Source organism: Methylosarcina fibrata AML-C10, from assembly GCF_000372865.1.
GTDB lineage: Bacteria > Pseudomonadota > Gammaproteobacteria > Methylococcales > Methylomonadaceae > Methylosarcina > Methylosarcina fibrata.
The window spans coordinates 3285026-3303992 of sequence record NZ_KB889965.1; the positions used below are offsets into that span (position 1 = coordinate 3285026).

At 55.1% G+C, this 18967-nt stretch carries 17 protein-coding genes; 5 read left to right on the forward strand and 12 right to left on the reverse strand.

The window, feature by feature from the left end:
* Positions 1-3: 3 nt before the first annotated feature.
* Complete coding sequence (gene adk / locus A3OW_RS0115380) at positions 4-642, reverse strand: adenylate kinase (RefSeq protein ID WP_020564340.1); 639 nt, start codon at positions 640-642, stop codon at positions 4-6.
* A gap of 397 nt (positions 643-1039) precedes the next feature.
* On the opposite strand from adk, the gene A3OW_RS0115385 reads away from it, so the two are divergent.
* On the forward strand, positions 1040-3304 hold the full coding sequence (locus tag A3OW_RS0115385; RefSeq protein ID WP_020564341.1) for a DNA internalization-related competence protein ComEC/Rec2: 2265 nt from the start codon (positions 1040-1042) through the stop codon (positions 3302-3304).
* Positions 3305-3352: 48 nt separating this feature from the next.
* Here the strand turns inward: A3OW_RS0115385 and A3OW_RS0115390 are convergent, their stop codons facing one another.
* The 7 genes from A3OW_RS0115390 to A3OW_RS0115425 all read right to left on the reverse strand — a co-directional run bounded on the left by A3OW_RS0115390 (position 3353) and on the right by A3OW_RS0115425 (position 11484).
* Positions 3353-3916 carry a YqaA family protein gene (locus tag A3OW_RS0115390; RefSeq protein WP_020564342.1) on the reverse strand — a complete coding sequence of 188 codons (564 nt, stop codon included), beginning with the start codon at positions 3914-3916 and terminating at the stop codon, positions 3353-3355.
* Between the two features lie 251 nt (positions 3917-4167).
* Positions 4168-4884, reverse strand: a complete 717-nt coding sequence (gene phoU, locus A3OW_RS0115400; protein ID WP_020564344.1) for a phosphate signaling complex protein PhoU — start codon at positions 4882-4884, stop codon at positions 4168-4170.
* 13 nt (positions 4885-4897) lie between these two features.
* Positions 4898-5731 carry a phosphate ABC transporter ATP-binding protein PstB gene (pstB, locus tag A3OW_RS0115405; RefSeq protein WP_026223641.1) on the reverse strand — a complete coding sequence of 278 codons (834 nt, stop codon included), beginning with the start codon at positions 5729-5731 and terminating at the stop codon, positions 4898-4900.
* 3 nt (positions 5732-5734) lie between these two features.
* Positions 5735-7393: a phosphate ABC transporter permease PstA gene (pstA, locus tag A3OW_RS0115410; RefSeq protein ID WP_020564346.1), complete on the reverse strand. Its 1659-nt coding sequence runs from the start codon at positions 7391-7393 to the stop codon at positions 5735-5737.
* Complete coding sequence (locus tag A3OW_RS0115415) at positions 7390-9669, reverse strand: ABC transporter permease subunit (protein ID WP_020564347.1); 2280 nt, start codon at positions 9667-9669, stop codon at positions 7390-7392. Before A3OW_RS0115415 ends, pstA begins: the two co-directional genes overlap by 4 nt.
* Positions 9670-9875: 206 nt before the next feature.
* Complete coding sequence (locus tag A3OW_RS0115420; RefSeq protein WP_020564348.1) at positions 9876-10859, reverse strand: PstS family phosphate ABC transporter substrate-binding protein; 984 nt, start codon at positions 10857-10859, stop codon at positions 9876-9878.
* 109 nt (positions 10860-10968) lie between these two features.
* Positions 10969-11484 carry a SixA phosphatase family protein gene (locus A3OW_RS0115425; protein WP_020564349.1) on the reverse strand — a complete coding sequence of 172 codons (516 nt, stop codon included), beginning with the start codon at positions 11482-11484 and terminating at the stop codon, positions 10969-10971.
* 197 nt (positions 11485-11681) lie between these two features.
* Here A3OW_RS0115425 and A3OW_RS0115430 point away from each other — a divergent pair, with 197 nt between their 5' ends.
* The 3 genes from A3OW_RS0115430 (at position 11682) to A3OW_RS0115440 (ending at position 15130) form a co-directional block, all read left to right on the forward strand.
* On the forward strand, positions 11682-13205 hold the full coding sequence (locus A3OW_RS0115430) for a CHAD domain-containing protein (protein ID WP_020564350.1): 1524 nt from the start codon (positions 11682-11684) through the stop codon (positions 13203-13205).
* Between the two features lie 245 nt (positions 13206-13450).
* The gene (locus A3OW_RS0115435; RefSeq protein WP_020564351.1) at positions 13451-14521 is read left to right on the forward strand and encodes a phosphotransferase; all 1071 of its coding nucleotides are present in this window, start codon (positions 13451-13453) and stop codon (positions 14519-14521) included.
* A 273-nt stretch (positions 14522-14794) separates the two neighbouring features.
* On the forward strand, positions 14795-15130 hold the full coding sequence (locus tag A3OW_RS0115440) for a hypothetical protein (protein ID WP_157385914.1): 336 nt from the start codon (positions 14795-14797) through the stop codon (positions 15128-15130).
* A 46-nt stretch (positions 15131-15176) separates the two neighbouring features.
* On the opposite strand, the gene A3OW_RS0115445 is transcribed toward A3OW_RS0115440, so the two are convergent.
* The 3 genes from A3OW_RS0115445 to A3OW_RS0115455 are packed head-to-tail and all read right to left on the reverse strand — an operon-like array spanning position 15177 to position 17678.
* Positions 15177-15842 carry a glutathione S-transferase family protein gene (locus tag A3OW_RS0115445; protein ID WP_020564353.1) on the reverse strand — a complete coding sequence of 222 codons (666 nt, stop codon included), beginning with the start codon at positions 15840-15842 and terminating at the stop codon, positions 15177-15179.
* A 49-nt stretch (positions 15843-15891) separates the two neighbouring features.
* Positions 15892-16740, reverse strand: a complete 849-nt coding sequence (locus A3OW_RS0115450) for an SDR family oxidoreductase (protein ID WP_020564354.1) — start codon at positions 16738-16740, stop codon at positions 15892-15894.
* 2 nt (positions 16741-16742) lie between these two features.
* Positions 16743-17678, reverse strand: coding sequence for a YbgA family protein (locus tag A3OW_RS0115455; RefSeq protein ID WP_020564355.1), 936 nt, complete (start codon positions 17676-17678; stop codon positions 16743-16745).
* A 162-nt stretch (positions 17679-17840) separates the two neighbouring features.
* On the opposite strand from A3OW_RS0115455, the gene A3OW_RS0115465 reads away from it, so the two are divergent.
* Entirely contained in the window at positions 17841-18284 is a 444-nt protein-coding gene (locus tag A3OW_RS0115465) for a DUF1499 domain-containing protein (protein WP_020564357.1), read from the forward strand.
* A gap of 106 nt (positions 18285-18390) precedes the next feature.
* Here A3OW_RS0115465 and A3OW_RS0115470 read toward each other — a convergent pair whose 3' ends face one another.
* Positions 18391-18960, reverse strand: a complete 570-nt coding sequence (locus A3OW_RS0115470; protein ID WP_020564358.1) for a hypothetical protein — start codon at positions 18958-18960, stop codon at positions 18391-18393.
* Between the last annotated feature and the right edge of the window lie 7 nt (positions 18961-18967).

The following is an 18967-nucleotide window of genomic DNA, read 5'->3' on the forward strand; positions in this document are numbered from 1 at the left end:
ATGTTATCCCAGAATGGCGAAAATTTTTGCCGTAATGTCTTCGACGCTGCCTTTGCCTGTAATCGAACTGAATTTGACCTTTCGACCGGGCGCGGAATAATAGGCAGCCAGAGGCTTGGTCTGTTTATGATAGACATTGAGCCTTTTGCGCACCGTTTCCTCCTTGTCGTCGTCCCGCTGCACGAGCGGTTCGCCGGTCATATCGTCGAGACCATCCACCCTGGGCGGATTAAACTCGACATGATAACTGCGGCCGGACGCCAAATGAACTCTTCTTCCCGCCATCCGTTTGACGATTTCTTCGTCCTCGACCACAATTTCAATGACATGGTCGATGTCGATTCCCATCCTCTCAAGACCTTCCGCCTGAGCGATAGTTCGAGGAAAACCGTCGAGCAGAAAACCCTTTTTGCAATCCTCGGCGGCAATGCGTTCCTTAATCAAACCCAATATAATGGCATCGGAAACCAGCCCTCCCGCATCCATCACCTTTTTCGCTTCCACACCCAATGGAGTTCCTTCCCTGACCGCGGCGCGCAACATGTCTCCGGTCGAAATTTGCGGAATACCGTACTTTTCAGTAATGAATTGGGCTTGTGTACCCTTTCCCGAACCGGGGCTTCCCAACAGAATGATACGCATAAAAAATGACTCCAAGTATGGTACAAGAACTGATTACGCTTTTAAAAAAGCAAGACTGCCTATTTTAGCACTTCATGCTTAATCTCTTGTAAAAAATAACTATTTTCTCCTTGATAAAATATCCGAATTTCTGTTTTGAAACACGGTTCGGGGCGGAGACTTGTCCGACGCCTTGAGTCTTGCCTACGAAGCCCTTGGAACAGGTTTGGAGGGAGATTCAGGCAAGCCATTCTGCCGGCAAACTTTGACTTTTCGTCAACCAGGATAAAAACCAGGCGGAAGCCTCGCAAAAACCGGCAAACTCCAAATTCGGTCTAAACTACTCAGACCGGCCGTTACTCCAGCCAGGTCCGGTAACCGGATAATTTTCTGCCCACTTCAAGACGATGATACAAAAATGTCTCTTGCCGCCTTGCCGTTTCTAGCAGGCATCGTTCTGATCCAGCAGTTGCCTTCGCTTCCGGGCGACGCGGCGCTGTTGACCGGCGTGCTTTTGGCCGGCCTGCTGGCATGGCGGCGTTGCGGGATGGGGTTTTTGTTCATGCTCGGGGCCTTATGGGCCGTGGTCTTTGCCGGGATCCGCCTGTCGGAGCGCCTTCCCGCAACACTGGAAGGCAGCGACATCCGGGTACAAGGCTCTGTTTCCGGCTTGCCGGAAGTCAAGGACAAAAGCGTACGATTCAATTTGGCAGTCATTCCCTTGCAGCCCTCTTTACCGGACAACGTCAGATTGACCTGGCACGACCCGCCCTATCCGCTCAAGGCGGGCCAGTTTTGGTCCATGACCGTGCGGCTGAAGCGACCGCACGGCACGTTGAATCCCGGCGGTTTCGATTACGAACGCTGGCTGTTGGGTGAAGGAATCGGGGCCACCGGCTACGTGCGCCGCTTTCCGCAAGCCGAATTATTGAAGATCAAGCCGCCCTGGTACCGAATGGATACCTGGCGGCAGGCCGTCTCCGACCGCTTATCCGGTCAGTTGGCCGGTCATTCCGGACTGGGGCTGATCAAGGCGCTTACGATAGGCGACGGCAGCGGTATTGACCAGCAACAATGGCGGCTTTTCCGGGAAACCGGGACCACCCATCTGGTCGTCATCTCCGGTTCGCACATCGGCCTGGTAGCCGGATTCATTTATTATCTGGTATTGAAGATTTCAGCCCGAACCGGCCTGTTGCGGTGGCCGCCGCCCCGAGTAGCGGCTATCGTTTCGATGGTGGCGGCGCTCTTTTATTCGGCCCTGGCCGGTTTTTCAGTACCCACTTCGCGCGCCCTGGTCATGTTGGCGATGGTGATGACGGCCGTCGTTCTACAGCGTCAGATCCGGCCCCTGCATACCTTGTCTGTGGCTCTGATCGCCGTGCTGGCGGCCGATCCGTTAGCGGTAGGATCGGCCGGCTTCTGGCTGTCCTTTTTCGCGGTGGGTTTGATTGTTTATGCGATGGCCGGACGCTTGGGGAAAATCGGACCGATTAGAGGCACTCTGAAATTGCAATGGTATGCCACCGTCGGCTTGACGCCGCTGCTGCTCCTGTTTTTTCAACAGACGTCGTTAATAGCGCCGCTGGCCAATCTGATCGCCGTGCCGGTGATTAGCCTGGCGGTAGTGCCGCTGTCGCTGTTGGCTACCCTGCTTCTGTTCATCGCACCGAGCCTTGCGGCAGCCATCTTCTATCCGGTCGAGCGATGCCTTGAAGCGCTTACCGATCTTTTAGCCGTACTGGCTGCATGCCCTTCGGCGACACTGGACCATCCGCAACCTTCACCCTGGGCTCTTTTTTTGGCAGTTCCCGGTCTTCTTCTGCTGCTGGCGCCCAAGGGCACGCCCTGCCGATGGCTGGGCTTGACTCTGTTTTTACCCATGGTTTTCGTGCAAGCCCCCAAGCCGCAGCCGGGAGAAATCCGGCTGACTCTGCTGGATGTGGGCCAAGGGCTGGCGGCGGCGGTGCAAACGACCCACCACTGGCTGGTTTATGACGCCGGCGCCCGGTTTTCCGAAGAAAGCGACATGGGTCGGAGAGTCCTGCTGCCGTATTTGCGCACTCAGGGAGCGGATAAGATCGATCGCCTGATCGTCAGCCATGGCGATAACGATCACATCGGCGGCGCCTTTTCCTTGCTCGAAGACATCCTTACCGATTCGGTCCTCACCAGCGTGCCGGCGCAGCTTAAGGCTTATGCTCCGATCTCATGCGCGGCAGGACAGTCCTGGCAGTGGGACGGCGTCGTGTTTACGATTCTGTCGCCCGAACAGCCCGGCTCCGGAAGCGACAACAACAACTCCTGTGTATTGAAGATTGAATCCGCACAGGGCGCCGTGCTCTTGCCCGGCGATATCGAAGCGGAAGCGGAATCGCAATTGGTGAACGCCTACGGCAAAGCTTTGCGGGCGGACGTCCTGATCGCACCGCACCACGGCAGCAAGACCTCTTCGACCGACGCATTTTTGCAAACGGTAAAGCCAAAGTATGTGCTGATACCGGCAGGCTACCGCAATCAGTTCGGCCACCCGCATCCGGAGGTCCTAACGCGCTACCGGTTGCTCGGAAGCCGTTGGCTGAACAGCGCCGACAGCGGCGCGATTCGGGTCACGCTGAAAGATCGTTCCGTAAACGTGGATGTGATGCGCCGGTCGGAAAAAAGATATTGGCATACGGAGTGAGCTCTCCAGTAAACACAGCAACCGGAACGGTGGGGGCGGTCCGTGTCGTCAGCCGAACCACGTACCGGTGGAGGCGATAATGAGATAATAGAGAAACATGCGCGGAATCCGAAACAGCACCGAGGCGGTCAGCGCGGTTTTTGCGGAAACGCCCACGGCGCCGGCGGTCCAGCAGGTGACGGAATACGGCAACGGCGTCACGGCGCCGAGTACGATGGCCCAGAAGCCGTATTGACGGATGAAGCGGCGCTGTTTTTCATCGAATTGGTCGAAAAACCGGCTCACCCATTTCAAATGCCCCAGCCTGCGGCCGATGCTCCAGCCCAACATGCCGGCCACCACCGATACGACGCTCAGAATGAAAACGTACCGTGCCCAATGGTCGGCAAGATCGCTCTTGGCGATGATCACCAGCAAAAGGTCGGGCGATACCGGAGTCACCAGCGTATCGGTGATCAATAAAATCAGACAAAGTCCGGCAAATCCGATGCGATCGACCACGGCGTTGGTCGCCGCTACCAATTCTTCCTCGAACCAGAAGCCCAAGAGGCTCAGGACAATGATCAGAATCAGCAATCCGGCCAGCGCCTTGGTCAGATTCTCCCTGATCATGGGCTTTTTGCCGGAAAGGTCATGGACGTTGTCAACGAAACGCTCGATATAAAAACGCTTTGGCTAAAATTCGGCCTTTTGAAAAAGACCTGTCCTGCCTGCAAAATTGCCTAACAACAGCGTCTTCAAATAAGGCCGAGAATCGCGAGAAAACGTTTCGTTCGCCGGCCTTCGGAGGAGGCATTTTCTTTTTTGTTCGACGGCTCCTGGACGGGTCCCTACCGAACCGCAGACGGTTCTTTGCGACAAGTTTATCCTTTAATTTTTTTTTCCAACTCTTCCTGGGTAATATGGCGTACGTCCAATCCTTTGACCATATAGATCAAATACTCGCAGATGTTGACCGAATGATCGCCGATCCGTTCCAGGGAGCGGGCGGTCCCCAGGACGTCCAGGGTGCGGGTGACGTTCCTGGGATCTTCCATCATTCGCGTGATCAATTGGCGGATAATGCTGGCGTATTCCCGATCCACATGATCGTCGCCTTTGGTAATCGTCGCTACTTCTTCGATGCTCATCCGGGCAAAGGCGTCGAGCGCGCCGTGCAGCATCTCCTTGACCAAATCGGCCATGTGCTGAAGTTCGTAGTATTGATCGATCTTGTTGCCTTCGACGTCGGATACCCGTATGGCCATCAGAGCGATTTTTTCGGCCAGATCCCCCACCCTTTCCAGTTCGTTGATCACCTTGATGACGGTAATGATCAGCCTCAAATCGAATGCCGCCGGCTGCCGCAAGGCCAAAATCTGCATGCATTCCTGATCGATCACCATTTCCAGGGCGTCGACCTGGTTGTCCTGCTTGATTACAAGATCCGCTTTTTCGGCATCGCCGGTCATGAACGCCGAGACGGCCAGGTCCAGTTGCTCTTCGACCAGGCCGCCCATGGTGAGCACTTTATTGCGTATGTCCTCCAGTTCCTTATTGAACTGGCCCGATATGTGATGTCCGATTTTGCTGTTGTCCATTCTCTACTCCTGACTACCCGTACCTGCCGGTAATATAGTCTTCTGTCTGCTTTTTTCTTGGATTGGTGAACAACTCGCTGGTCGTCCCCATTTCGATCAACTCACCCATGTACATGAAGGCCGTATAGTCGGACACCCGCGCCGCCTGCTGCATGTTATGGGTCACGATAACTATAGTGTACTTTTCCTTCAGTTCGTTGATTAATTCTTCGATCTTCAACGTGGAAATCGGATCCAGGGCGGAAGCCGGTTCGTCCAGCAGCAGGACTTCGGGCTCGATGGCGATCGCCCTGGCAATGACCAGCCGCTGCTGCTGGCCTCCGGACATGCCCAAGGCGTTATCGTTCAACCGGTCTTTGACCTCATCCCACAGCGCTGCCCCGCGCAGCGCGTTTTCGACCGTTTCTTCGAGAATTCTTTTATCGTTGATTCCCTGAATGCGCAGCCCGTACGCCACGTTTTCGAAAATGGATTTCGGAAACGGATTCGGCTTCTGGAACACCATGCCGACGCGCCGCCGCAAGGCCGCCACATTCACCGATTTATCGTAAATGTTTTCATTGTCCAGCAGGATGCTGCCTTCGATCCGAACGCTGTCCACCAGATCGTTCATCCGGTTGATACAGCGCAGCAACGTGGATTTGCCGCAACCGCTGGGACCGATGTAGGCGGTCACTTTTTTCTTGGGCATTTCCATATTGATGCCGTGCAATGCCTGTTTTTCTCCATAAAACAGATTTAAATTTTCAACCCTGATGCAAATTTCCTGTTGGCCTTTGGTTTGTTCCTGACTTCTTATGATGGAATTCATGTCGATCGCATGGGTGCGTACAGGTTGTGCTGTCATTTTTTATCCTTCCAATGCCCGGTATTTTTCACGAAGATGATTTCTGATCAAAATGGCCGCCAGATTAAGCCCGATGATGACCATCACCAACAGAAGGGAAGTCGCATACACCAAAGGTCTCGCGGCTTCCACGTTAGGGCTTTGAAAACCGACGTCGTAAATATGAAATCCCAAGTGCATAAATTTTCTTTCCAGATGTAAAAACGGAAAATTGCCGTCGAGCGGCAGCGCCGGCGCCAGCTTGACCACGCCCACCAGCATCAACGGCGCCACTTCCCCGGCGGCTCTGGCCACCGCCAGGATCAGCCCGGTCATCATGGCCGGACTGGCCATCGGCAATACGGTGCGCCACAGCGTCTCCAGCTTGGTCGCGCCCAGAGCCAGACTGCCTTCGCGTATCGATTTGGGAATCCGCGCCAAGCCTTCCTCGGTCGACACGATCACCACCGGCAGCGTCAGCAGGGCCAGCGTGATCGATGCCCAGAGCAGGCCGGGCGTGCCGAAAACGGGCGCCGGGGCCGCTTCGGGAAAAAACAGCCGGTCGATGTTGCCGCCCAGGATATAAACAAAAAATCCGAGGCCGAAAACGCCGTACACGACCGAAGGCACCCCGGCCAGATTATTCACGGCGATCCGGATCAGACGGGTAGTAAATCCCTGTTTGGCGTATTCGCGAAGGTAGACCGCGGCAATGACGCCGAAAGGCGTCACCATCACCGACATGATGATCACCATCAGAATCGTTCCGTAGATGGCCGGGAAGATGCCCCCTTCGGTATTGGCCTCGCGCGGGTCGTCGCTGAAAAACTCCATGAGCTTGCTCAGATAATGCCCGGTCTTGTCGACGATGCTCATGGCGTTGGGCCGGTAAACCCGGACTACTTTGGCCAGCGGAATTTCGCGTTCCACGCCGCTGTCGGTCACGGCGACCAGAGAATATTTTCTAATCTGTTGATACAACTCGCTCAACTGGGCCTGATGCTTTTTATACTCCAGTTCGTAAGCGGCTTTTTCGGCGTCGATCTCTTTTTTGGCGTTCTCGTCCAGAAGATTTTTGAGTTCCAGACTGCGTTGTTTCAGCCGCAATTGTTCGAGCCCGTAATTGATCGCTCCGATTTCCTTTTTTTCCAGATACGTTATTTTGTCAAATACGGCCAAAGCTTCCGCCAGTTTCTTCTCCAGCACCGGCCAGGCTTGCTCGCCGCCGGCCAGAACCGTGCCGTTTTCCTTGACGGCGGCCAATGTTCCATAGAAATTGCCCCATTCCCGGCGCTCCACCACCATAAGATCTGCAGGAGCGTCCTGCCGTTTGATATTGCGTTCCTGAATCCAGCGGAAATCGGCGCCGGTGACGTCGCGGTTGCCGGTCTTCAGTTGATATTGCACCAGCGCGTCCTCGCCTTCGGCCATGTTGAAGCCGCTTGCTCTGGCCATCGCGGCGGGAGTCACCGTGGTATCGATGTGCTCACCGAACAAGGTCTGGGGAGCGGCGTTCCCATCTTCCTGATAGCTGAACCTGATCACATCGTGGGGCCAGAAATGGCCTACGCCGCGCACGGCGGTCAGGAGCAAAACCCCCACGATCATGATGAGGCACGCGCTGACCGCCGCGGCGGTCAGCCATATCCAGGGATTACCGCTTTTAATCCATGCGTTGATCATAATGAACTGTATTTTTCGCGTAAACGCTGCCGGATAATTTCCGCCAGCGTGTTAAAAATGAAGGTGAACAGAAACAAGACCAGAGCCGCTAAAAACAGGACCCGGTAATGGGTACTGTCCACGGCCGATTCCGGCATTTCCACCGCGATATTGGCCGCCAGCGTGCGAAGGCCCTGAAATATGCTGAAATCCATGACCGGGGTATTGCCGGTCGCCATCAAGACGATCATCGTTTCGCCGATGGCCCGGCCCAGACCGATCATGACCGCCGAAAAAATTCCTGGGCTTGCGGTCAGCAACACCACTTTGGTCATGGTCTGCCAAAGCGTGGCGCCCAAGGCCAGGGAGCCCACGGTCAAATGTTTCGGCACGCTGAAGATGGCATCTTCGGCGATAGAAAAGATCGTCGGAATCACCGCAAAGCCCATGGCGACGCCGACCACCAGCGCATTGCGCTGATCGTAGCCGATGCCCCACTCCCGGCTCAGCCATTCCCGAAGAGAGCCGTCGAACAGCAGGGATTCCAGCGGTACGCTGACGACAAAAGCCAACCAGGCGCTTACCACAATCACCGGAATCAACAGGACGGCCTCCCAGCCTTCCGGCACTTTCTGCTGAAGCGCTTTCGGCAAATATTGCCAGAGATAGGCGAACAACATGACCGCCACGGGAAGCGCCAGCAATAACGCAAAAATTCCGGCCAGGTGTTTTTCAAAAAAAGGCGCCAGCCACAGGCCGGCCAGAAAACCCAGAATTACGGTCGGCAGAGCGCCCATCAGCTCGATGACCGGCTTGACCAGTTGCCGCATTCTGGGAGCCATGAAATAAGCGGTATAGATGGCCCCCATCAAGGCCAGCGGCATGGCGAACCACATGGCGTAAAACGCGGCCTTCAGGGTGCCGAAAACCAGCGGAGTCAAACTGTATTTCGGTTCGAAATCGTTGCTTGCCGAAGAAGACTGCCAGATATAATCCGGCTTGGGATAGCTTTCGTACCAGACTTTCTGCCATAAAGACTTTAAAGAAACTTCCGGATGAGGATTGTTCAAATTCCAGCGGTGCATTTTCCCGTCTTGAGCTTCCATCAGCATGGCGTTCGCTCTCGGAGCCAGCGCCGCGATCGTAGGCGCCGCTTCTCCTATTTTTTCTTTGACCAATTCCCGTTCCGAAGTGGAATGGTAAATGCCCATCAGACCCTCGGCGTCGATCGCCATAAAGCCTTTGCGCCTTTGCTCCGGCTGGATGCCGACGACCGCCTTGTCGGACACTTTGAAGGCACGAATCTTTTGCAGGGCAAGATGATTGAGCGAATCCCGGACGATGCCCCATTGCGCAACCCATCCGCTGGAATCTCCGATCAGCAGGGAGAGATCGCCGTTCAGGAAAGCCTTGCTGGTGATCTTGAGTCCCGACTCGACCACCTTTCTCTGTTCCCGCAGGACCGGCGCGCTGATATCGTCGACGTCATAAAAAATCAGGCTGTCGTCCTTGTCGACCAGATACAGACGCGAACCGTCCTTGTCGATGAGCATGTCCGAAATGCCCGCGGCCGGGATGTCCAGCGACGAATCGGTCCGGGTGACGGTCGCCTCGTCCGCGAACAAGGATTGTTCCTTTTCCAGGTTGACCAGATGAATCTTACCGCCGGCCTTGGCTACGATGAGGGTCCGGTTATCTGCCGCCCGCGCCGCGATTTCCTCGACAGGGGCGCCCGTCGCATCGATGACCTGCGCTTGCTCGCCCAGGGGATAGGCAAGGGATGGGGTAATGACCCGCTTATTTTCCGGGTAGGTGATGCGGTATTGATGTTTTACGAGAAGCGCCCGTCCGTCGGACAGGCCGTAAACAACCACGCCTTCGCCGAGCGGGCTTCCTTCGGCAAAGCTGGTGATCCTGGCTCCTTCCGGAATCGCCACCGATTGCTTTGAGAGGGTTTTGCCCGTGGCTGCCTCAAAGAACACCACTTGGCCCGAGTCGGTAAAACGGGCCGCCACTTCGTTTTGTTCTTCGATCGTCAGCAACAGGGTTTTGCCGGAAGCCTGCTCGGGAACCTGATAGACGCCGGCCGGATCGGCGCTCGCCGGTATAAACAGCGGCACGACTTCGTAGAGCAGGTAAAAGAAAATCAGCACAATGGCGACAATCACGCCCAATCCGCCCGCCACCACGCCATACCGGGCCAGCAAGTCCTTGACTAATCGCCATTGCTGGTAATAGCCACCGGCAGCGTCGGGGATGGCTGAAACATATTTTTTTTGAGAATTTATTGCCGACATGCAGGAAATCTGAAATATGAAAGCGACATGTTAAAGATTAATAACGAAAAAAATCGGCTGGGGCTCGATTTCCGAATCCCAGCCGCTTACCTGTCCATAACCGCTCTTACTTCATGAGGGGGAAAATAACGGGTTATTCAGACCGACATCACTGTCTTGCGTCCCTGCTCGTTAATTGGTTTTTCACAGAGGTAACGGGTGTTCCTTTATTTAATCAGAGTCAATGCTTTTTCCACCACCTTGGCCGGAAGAGGAATATAGCCGTCCTTGATGACCGCTTCCTGACCGGCTTTCGACAACACCATTTTCATGAATTCATTTTCGAGCGGAGCCAAGGGCTCATTGGGTTTTTTATTGACGTAGACGTACAGATAACGGGTCAGCGGATAAGTGCCGTTCAGTGCATTTTCCGGAGTTGCCTCGACATAGTCCTTGCTGCCTTTCTTGGCCAACGGCACCAGTCTTACGCCCGAAGTCGAATATCCCATACCGGAATAGCCGATCCCGTTGACCGAAGTGGTCACCGACTGAACGACCGATGCAGAACCGGGCTGCTCATTGACGTTGCTTTTGAAGTCGCCTTTGCATAAGGCATGCTCTTTAAAATAGCCGTAGGTGCCCGATACCGAATTACGTCCGTACAATTGAATCGATTTGGCTCCCCAGGCCGCCACGCCTGCCTGCCCCCAGTTTTCGATGTCGGCCTCGCCGCCGCACTTGCGGGTGGAAGAAAAAATCGCGTCCACCTGTTCCATGGACAATCCTTTGATGGGGTTGTCCTTATTCACCAGAACCGCCAGGGCATCGACCGCGACCGGAATCGCCGTCGGCTTGTAACCGTATTTGTCTTCGAAATCTTCGATTTCGTCGTCTTTCATCTCGCGGCTCATCGGCCCGAGATTCGAAGTACCTTCGGTCAGAGCCGGAGGCGCCGTGGAAGAGCCTGCGGCCTGAATCTGGATATTGACGTTGGGATAATTACGGTTGAATTCTTCCGCCCACAAAGTCATCAGATTGGCGAGGGTATCGGAACCCACGCTGGACAGATTGCCGGAAATGCCGCTGGCTTTCTGGTATTCGGGAATGTTCTCATCAACGGTCATTACAGCGCTAGCGTTCAGGCTGAACAAGCCGGTGGACGCGAAGCCCATGGCCATCAGCAGGGTTTTGGTATTACCGGATAATTTCATTATCAACTCTCGATATAATTAAAATAGAACGGGTAGGTACAACGATCGCAATAAGAGTATTCATTTTATATGACATTATTATGACAATGTCATATTTTTATTCGGCTTGTCAATTCCCGCCAGACAACTGCTTGGGATGAACGAGCTCGATCAGCTTCGCGCATTGCGGCGGCAAAAGAGTCCAGTCCTCGGGCATGGCCATTCTCGCCAACGCCGCGGTAGGCATCAACTTTTCCTTGCCGGGAAGATGGGCAATTCCCACCAGTTCAATTAGAAGCCGTTCCAGCTCCGGATTATGGCCGACCAGCAAAACTCGTTCCGATTCGGCAGGAATTTCCGCCAGGACGTTTTTCAATCGGTCGGCACTGGAAGCATACAAACGGATGTCCCGGCGTACGCTTTCCTCATCGATTCCGAGTTCTTCGCATACCAGAAGCACGGTATGTTCCGCTCTTTCGGCGGGCGAGGTCAGTACCTCATCCGGAACCAGGTTCCGCTCTTTCAGCCATTTTCCTATTTGCCGGGCCGCGCGTTTTCCCCGTTTTTTCAACGGACGGTCGATGTCCGAAACCGAGCCGTGCCTATCGGATTTGCCGTGCCGAAGCAACCATAATTCTCTAGCCATGGTAATATTCTCCAATCTATGACGCTATATGAAATATCAAAAGATGTCTACGATGCATTTTCCGTTATCAAACTTCGGCGATTATGCAATGATTTTATGACGGAAACATGTAATGCCTGTCATGAATCGTTAATACGGCACAGCTAAAATTAAGGATTTAGGTCGTTGCTCGCCTTAAAACTCACTCATCCAGCACCATGTCCTTACAATTCGAATTACCCGCCAATTTATCGGCCGAAAAATTTCTCGCCGAATTAAGCGAAAAAGCCGATATCCAGCTTATTTCCCGGCATTATTGCCTCAGGACCTATTACGACAGTTTCGACTGGCGCTTATGGTCCAACGGAATCGTTTGCGAGTTCAACCGTTCCAAAGTCTGCTCTTCCTTGTCGCTGCGGACGCTCAAGAACGGCCGGATCCTCGCCGGTTCGGAAATCGCCGAAGTTCCTCCTTTTCCAAGGCAATTAACAGCGGGAATCGTTCAGGATTCCCTGCAATCCTTGCTGGGCATACGGGCACTTCTGGCGATCTGCACGCTCGACTACGAAGCCTATCAACTCAATCTGCTGAACAAGGACAAGAAAACCCTGGTAAGGCTCGATCTCGAAGAATACGAACTGTGCAACAATCGCCTGCTGCTGCAACCGATCAAGGGTTACGAACAGGCCGCCGAAAATCTGACCCGCCTGCTCACCGGGGAACTGGGGTTAACCGTTACGGACAAGCCGGTATTGCTGATTGCCCTGGAACTGCAAGGCCGCCACCCCAAGGACTACTCATCCAAACTGAAACTGACGCTGGATCCGGCCCTGCCGGCCGACATGGCGGTAAAAACGATATTCGGCCATCTTTTAAAAGCGATCAAACTCAACGAGCACGGCATGCTGGCCGACATCGACAGCGAATTCCTGCACGATTTCCGGGTTGCCGTGCGCCGGACCCGCACCGGATTAAAGCAGCTCAAAGGCGTTCTGCCGGAGGAAGTCGCCGCTTATTATTCCGATTTTTTTTCCTGGCTGGGACAAGTTACCTGCCCGACGCGCGACCTGGACGTCCACCTGATCCAGTTCGAGCATTACAAGTCGGTGCTGCCGGAAAACATCCGCGACGATTTGAATCCTCTTTACGACTTTCTGCTCAAAAAAAAGCAGCAAGCCCGGCAGGACATGCTGGAACAGTTAAAATCGCCCAGATATCTGACGACCCTGCTCGAGTGGGAGCAGTACCTGAAACAACAGCCGCTCCAGGCCGTCCAGCCCGCCTCTCCGGCTCCGGCCGCCAAAACCGTGGCCAATCGCAGCATCTGGAAAATGTATAACCGGGCGTTGCGCCAGGGCAAAGCGATTACACCGGAGTCGCCCGCGGAGAATTTGCACACGCTCAGAAAGACCTGTAAAAAACTGCGGTATCTGATCGAATTTTTCCAGAGCTTGTATTCCGAATCCCACATCAAACATTTACTCAAAGACCTGAAAGAACTCCAGACCGTATTGGGCGACTTTCAGGATTACACCGTTCAGGAACAGGCCATTCAGCAATTCAGCGAAGAAATGATCCAAAGCGCCAATTCGGCTAAAACTTTCCTGGCCATGGGCGTGCTCGTCCAGATTCTGGATGAAAAAAAATGGCAGACGCGCGCCCAATTCTCATCGTGTTTCGAACATTTCACCCGCAATAAAAATCACTCGATTTTTAAATCACTGTTCGCAAGCGACGATTAATCTTTTTGATTCCCCTCGCCTGTTCCTTCCCGGCGTCTTTCTTTTCCTTAACGACGGGTCCGGCATTCCCGGCTGACGCCTTTTGCCTTAATGGACGCGCCGGCCGGTTGCACTATTCCTGACGAGGCTTTTTAAAAAGCCGGGATTGAACTAAAATACGCAAGAATCGGTTCCGAATTCGTTTTACCGCAAGCGGCACAAAAACGGCCATTGAGAAAATTTAAATCAAGGTCTCGCTACCATCAATGAAGGAAAATATTCTCGCCCGGGATCCTCGTGAACTGACGATCAATTGGGCACAGCGGATTATTGAAAAACATTCCATCGATGCCAAAGTCTCCGGAGTGAACATCGTTTCCGTCGATATCGGGACCACCACCCGCATCCGCCTCCTGGTGGAACACGACGGTCCGGACCTTTGGCCCCGGCGCTGGTTTGTCAAATTGCCTTCGCTGCATTGGCGCGCCCGATCGATAACGGCACTGTCCCGGCTGCTCCATATGGAAGTCCGCTTCTACAACGAGCTTTCCAGCTTCATTCCGGTCACCCGTCCCCATAGTCTGGCCGCACACAGCAAAATAGGCAGAGGTACGACGCTGGTTCTGTCCGACGTGACCGAATTCGGCGCAAGGCCGGGCTGCACCAAAGACGCCCTGACGGCGGCCGAAGCCTCTCTGGTGATCAGGCAACTGGCCTCCTTGCATGCCCATTTCTGGAATAAAGTACATCAAGATCCCGATTACCGCTGGCTTTCCGGCCCGGTTCGGCGCCTGGAAGACGGTTTGGGCACAGCCCTGGCCGTGCCTTTGATGAAGCGAGGTCTGACCAAAGCGGGAAGCCTGGTTCCCCATGGCCTGTACGAGCCCGCTCTCCGGTATGCCCAAAAGCGCAGGCTGGCCATGCGTTATCTGAGTTCCGGCCCGCAGACGCTGGTTCATCACGATTGCCATTCCGGCAATTTATTCTGGAACCAATCCCTGCCCGGATTTCTCGACTGGCAACTCGTCCGCCTGGGCGAAGGCATCGGCGACGTGGCGTACTTTCTAGCCACGGCGCTCGATCCCGAAATCCGGCGCCGCCACGAACCGGAGCTCCTGGCCGGTTATTTTCAGGTGCTGCTCGAGCACAAGATTCCCAAAATCGAATTCGGCAGCCTGCTGCAACGCTATCGGGCGCATCTGGCTTATCCTTTTGAAGCCATGCTGGTCACCCTCGCCATCGGCGGCATGATGGATACGGAAAGCAATCTTGAGCTGATCCGCCGGACAGCGGCTGCCGTCGAGGATCTGGACGCCTTTTCCGCGCTGCCCATTTAACTCCATTTTCCGGTCGAGCGTTTTTTGTAACGTACGCGGGCGAATCGGAAACCTCCTGAAATAGCGCCCTGAGCCTTTCTTATCACGGCATCTTCCCGGCCGTGAGTCAACCGGCTGATCCGGTGGAAGCTCTCTTTTACCCGAGCGGGCGGGATCACGGGTATAATGCCTGTCAAGAAACCGGAAAACCGGTACGGCCGCTTTGAAATGAACGGAATTATCCGGCTCTTCAACGCGGGAACTTACATTCAACAATCACGAGACCACTACACGATGATCAGATTTTTTATCTTGATGTTGCTGATGTCGAACATGCCTTTGGCTGCCGCCGGTCCGGAAGCCAAACCCGAGGCGGTTCAACCTCATGAAAACAAACTGGATCGTTTGAGTAAAAAACTGGGGCTGACCGAGGATCAAAAATCCAAAATCAAGCATCTTCTGCATGCCAACAAGGACAAAATCCAGACGCTAAAAGAAACGGACCCGGAACAACTCAAATCTGCCCTGTCTCCCGAGCAAAAGCACACGCTGGAACAACTGCGGAAAAATCCCGAAGCCTTGCGGAAGCTGAAAAGCGAAGTGAAGGGCAAGCAATTGAAGCTCGACTAGCGCCGCGAAGAAGAAAGCGTTGCGGCGGATTCGCCGCGTCGGGTCCCTATGGCCGCCAGTGCGGCGGGTTGGTCCGCTCGAATCCCGGTATCGCTTCCATTTTCTTGCACCAGGCCTGCACCGCCGGATAATGTTTTTCGATTTCTCGAAGCGTTCCGCCGATTTCCTCGGTATTTTCCCGTTTCGCCGCGATGGTCAGCAACTGGACGACGGGGTAATACGCCACGTCGGCCGCCGAAACTTGCGCTCTGCCCGCCAGAAAATCGGCACGGACCAGTTCGTCGTTGAGGCGGCTCATTTCTTTTTCGACCATTTGCCTGGACCGAACGGCTTCCTCGCGTTTTTCCGGAAGCTCTCCGGAAAAAACGGTGCCGACGAAATGGGTCATGTGCGGCTCCCAATAAGAGACGCATTCCATGATCGAACGCCAGATCCGGCCCTGCTCAGCCGCGCTGAGCCCGAACAGGGCCGGCTCCGGCTGCCTCGCTTCCAGATAACACAAAATGGCGATCGATTCATACAGCGTGAAGCCGCCTTCACGTATCGCGGGCACCTGGCCCCGCGGATTGATCGCCAAAAACCGGTCCGATTTGAGATCCTTTTCCGAAAAACCCAAGCGCACGCTTTTATAAGGCATCCGTTTGATTTCCAGGGCGAGCAGCACCCGCCACGAATACGGGCTGCCGCAGCCCCAATACACTTCGATGCTCATCCGCCTTCGGATCCGGTTGCGCTATCGGAAAAAATTTCAATCATTGACTTCATTGCCCGGTTGGCGACATTTCTTTCAGCCGCTCCCCATAGCCGTCCTTGTAACTCGGAAAAAGAAAACGGTAGCCCAACGCTTTCAAGCGGGCATTGCGGCAACGCTTGTTCATCGGCGCTTCGCCGGCAACCGCTTGCGCCGCCGGCGGCGGACAATGCAACTGCTCAGCCAGCCAGGAGACGACCTCCCAAAGCGGCGCAGGATCGTCGTCGCTGGCCAGATAACAGGAATCCAGCGCCGCTCCGGCCAAACGCCGCGCCAGCAGGAACGACAGCACGCCGATACAATCCTGCTGATGAATCCGATTGGTGTAATAGGGAGGCGTTTTCTGGATTAAGGGCGCTGAAGCCGCCTTCCTTAATAAATAGTCGCGGCCGGGCCCGTAAATTCCGGAAAAGCGCACCACGATATTTTCAGGATTTGCCGACAGCACCCGCGTCTCCGCCTGTCGAAGCCATCGGCCGTTGAACGGTTCGGGTTCCGTTTCCGACATTTCATCGACCCACTCGCCCCGGCATTGGCCGTAGACGCTGGTCGACGAAACAAAAATCAAAGGCCGCCCGGCAAATCGGTCCAGCACGTTATTAAGACCGGTCTGATAGACGTCCCGGTAACTCTGCTCGGAGCGGCCATCCGCCGAAACGATAAAAAACACCTGATCGAATCCGGTTCCGACAGCCTGTAACGTCTCGGCTTGAGTGACGTCGGCGGCGACATAGGCGAACGCACTTTGCCCGGGCGGCGGACGCCGTTTCAGCCCCGTGACCCGGTGGCCCTGAACGGACAATTGCAGCGCCAGGCCCGAGCCGATGTCGCCGCAGCCCACGATTAAGACGTCAGCCATCGCTACAACTCGTTAAGCAGGCGCAATTCCTGCGGATAAGGGGATAGGTAATAAGATTCATCGATGTAAGGATCGGGTGATTTTCGAAAATGGTGCTTGAGCAGGGTCAGCGGAACGATCAGCGGCAGGTCGCCGCGCCGGTAGCGCTCGATTACGTCGACCATTTCCGCCTTGTCGTCGGCGCTCAGCTCTTTCTTCAGATAACCCTGGATGTGTTGCAGGACATTGACGTGCCGGCTGCGCGTCGGCACCTGCTTCAGAAGGCTCGTGAGCGAGACGATGTACCGTTCGGCCGTGTCGGCCAGCGTATCGGAGCCGACGTCGGCCAGCATCCGGCCCAGATCCCGGTAATCGCCGTGGCTCATGATGATGAGCTTGTGCCGGGCATGGAACGTCGTCAGTCTGCCGGGAGTCAATCCTTCCGCCAGCATTTTTTTCCATCGGTAAAAAACATACACGCGCTGAATGAAATTCTCGCGGAGGCCCGGATCGCCGAGCCGTCCTTCTTCTTCGACCGGCAGCAACGGATTGGCTTTCATCAAGGCTTCGGCATAAATGCCGACGCCTTCCCGCCGAGGCTGGCCGCCGCCGTAAACCTTGACCCGTTCCATGCCGCAACTGGGCGAGTCTTTTTTCAGAATATAACCGCACAGTTCGGCATGCCGATCCTTGAGCTGCTCGGCGTGCCGGCGCAAACGGTCGGTCACGTCGCGCTCCGGATCCTTGACCCCGACGCAGCGTATTTCGCCGCCGATTCTGACCAGATGCAGAGTCGGCCTCGGCACGCCCAGGCCGATTTCCACTTCGGGGCAAAAGGGATGAAACTCGAAGTACTGCCCCAGGGTTCCGGTAATGTAGGCGTCGTGCTTGTGGCCGCCGTCGAAACGCACTTCCTGGCCGAGGAGGCAACTGCTGATGCCGATGGGAATTCTCTTCATAGTCATACCGAATGGCTCCGGAAAACAGGACCGGCGGACTCGCTCCGCCCCGCTTCCGCAAAAAATCCGGCTCGGCGTCTTCCGCGTCCGCAAAGACCGCGCTGGTTTTTCCGCCTGAAAAATGAGATGCTCTGCTTGGAATGAACAACCGGGCGAAATTCCATGATTTTCAAATTGCTTGTTTCTACAGGACTGATTGCGATGACTTTATCCACCCCTTCCCAGGCAGCGGATACCGCTGTCAAACTGGCGCCCTGCCCGAACACGCCCAACTGCGTGTCCAGCCAGGCGCCCAAGGACAGCGGCCATTATATTGCACCGTTTAAAATCAAAGGTAAAGTTGAAGACGCCTGGGCGGCGTTGCAACGGACGCTGGCCGGCCAAAAACGGACCGTGATCACCGAAGCCGGTAACGGCGCGCTGCACGCCGAAGCCACCACGCTGGTCTTCCGTTTTGTCGACGATGTTGATGCGGTGCTCGATGCCGATGCGAAACTCATTCATATCCGTTCGGCTTCAAGGGTCGGGTACAGCGATCTGGGGGTTAACCGCAGACGAATGGAAGCGTTAAGGCGACAATTGCAGCAGGCCGGGATCGTGGAATAGAACGCCAGAAACCCGGTTTAATGCGGGCCAAAAACCTGTCTTTGCAAGCCGTCCCGGAATCGCATTGCAAAAATTCCGGGGACGGAGGCGTTCAACCGTTTTCCTGTCACGCTTCCTTGCGCAGGGACTGCACGCCGAGCGTGGCTTTGATCAGCCTGACCGCGGCGAACAGCACCGCCACATAGCCCAGAGCCGCTCCGGTGTAGGGCAGGAAATAACCGGCAGACTGCACGATGTAGCGGCTCCATGCCAGATCGTCATAGCGCCCGGAAAACAAATAGAAACTGCCGTTGGAAATGATAAAGGCCGCGGTGGCCGCCAAGGTCAGCAAGCCGAACGACAACGCCAGTTCAGCTCCGGCAAAGGATTTGAATCGCGCACAATAGCGGCCTGCCGACCACATCACGCCATAGGTCGGAATCAGAAAGACGTAGGCCGGAGAAATGCAATAAGCGCTGGTGCCGTTGGCAATGGCGAGATAATCGATCAAACCGGCCAAGCCCAACAAGAAGACGAAAAGAAGGGTTTTGCGATAAACACCGGCAAAAAAGAACACCGCCAGCGACGCATCGGGAAGATGCAAGGCATCACCGAAATGGTGAAAACGGGTGAGCACCATCAATAGTATCAGAGGTACTGGCAAATAACGGGTCTGCAGCCAGAATAGGGTTTTCATCGAGTAT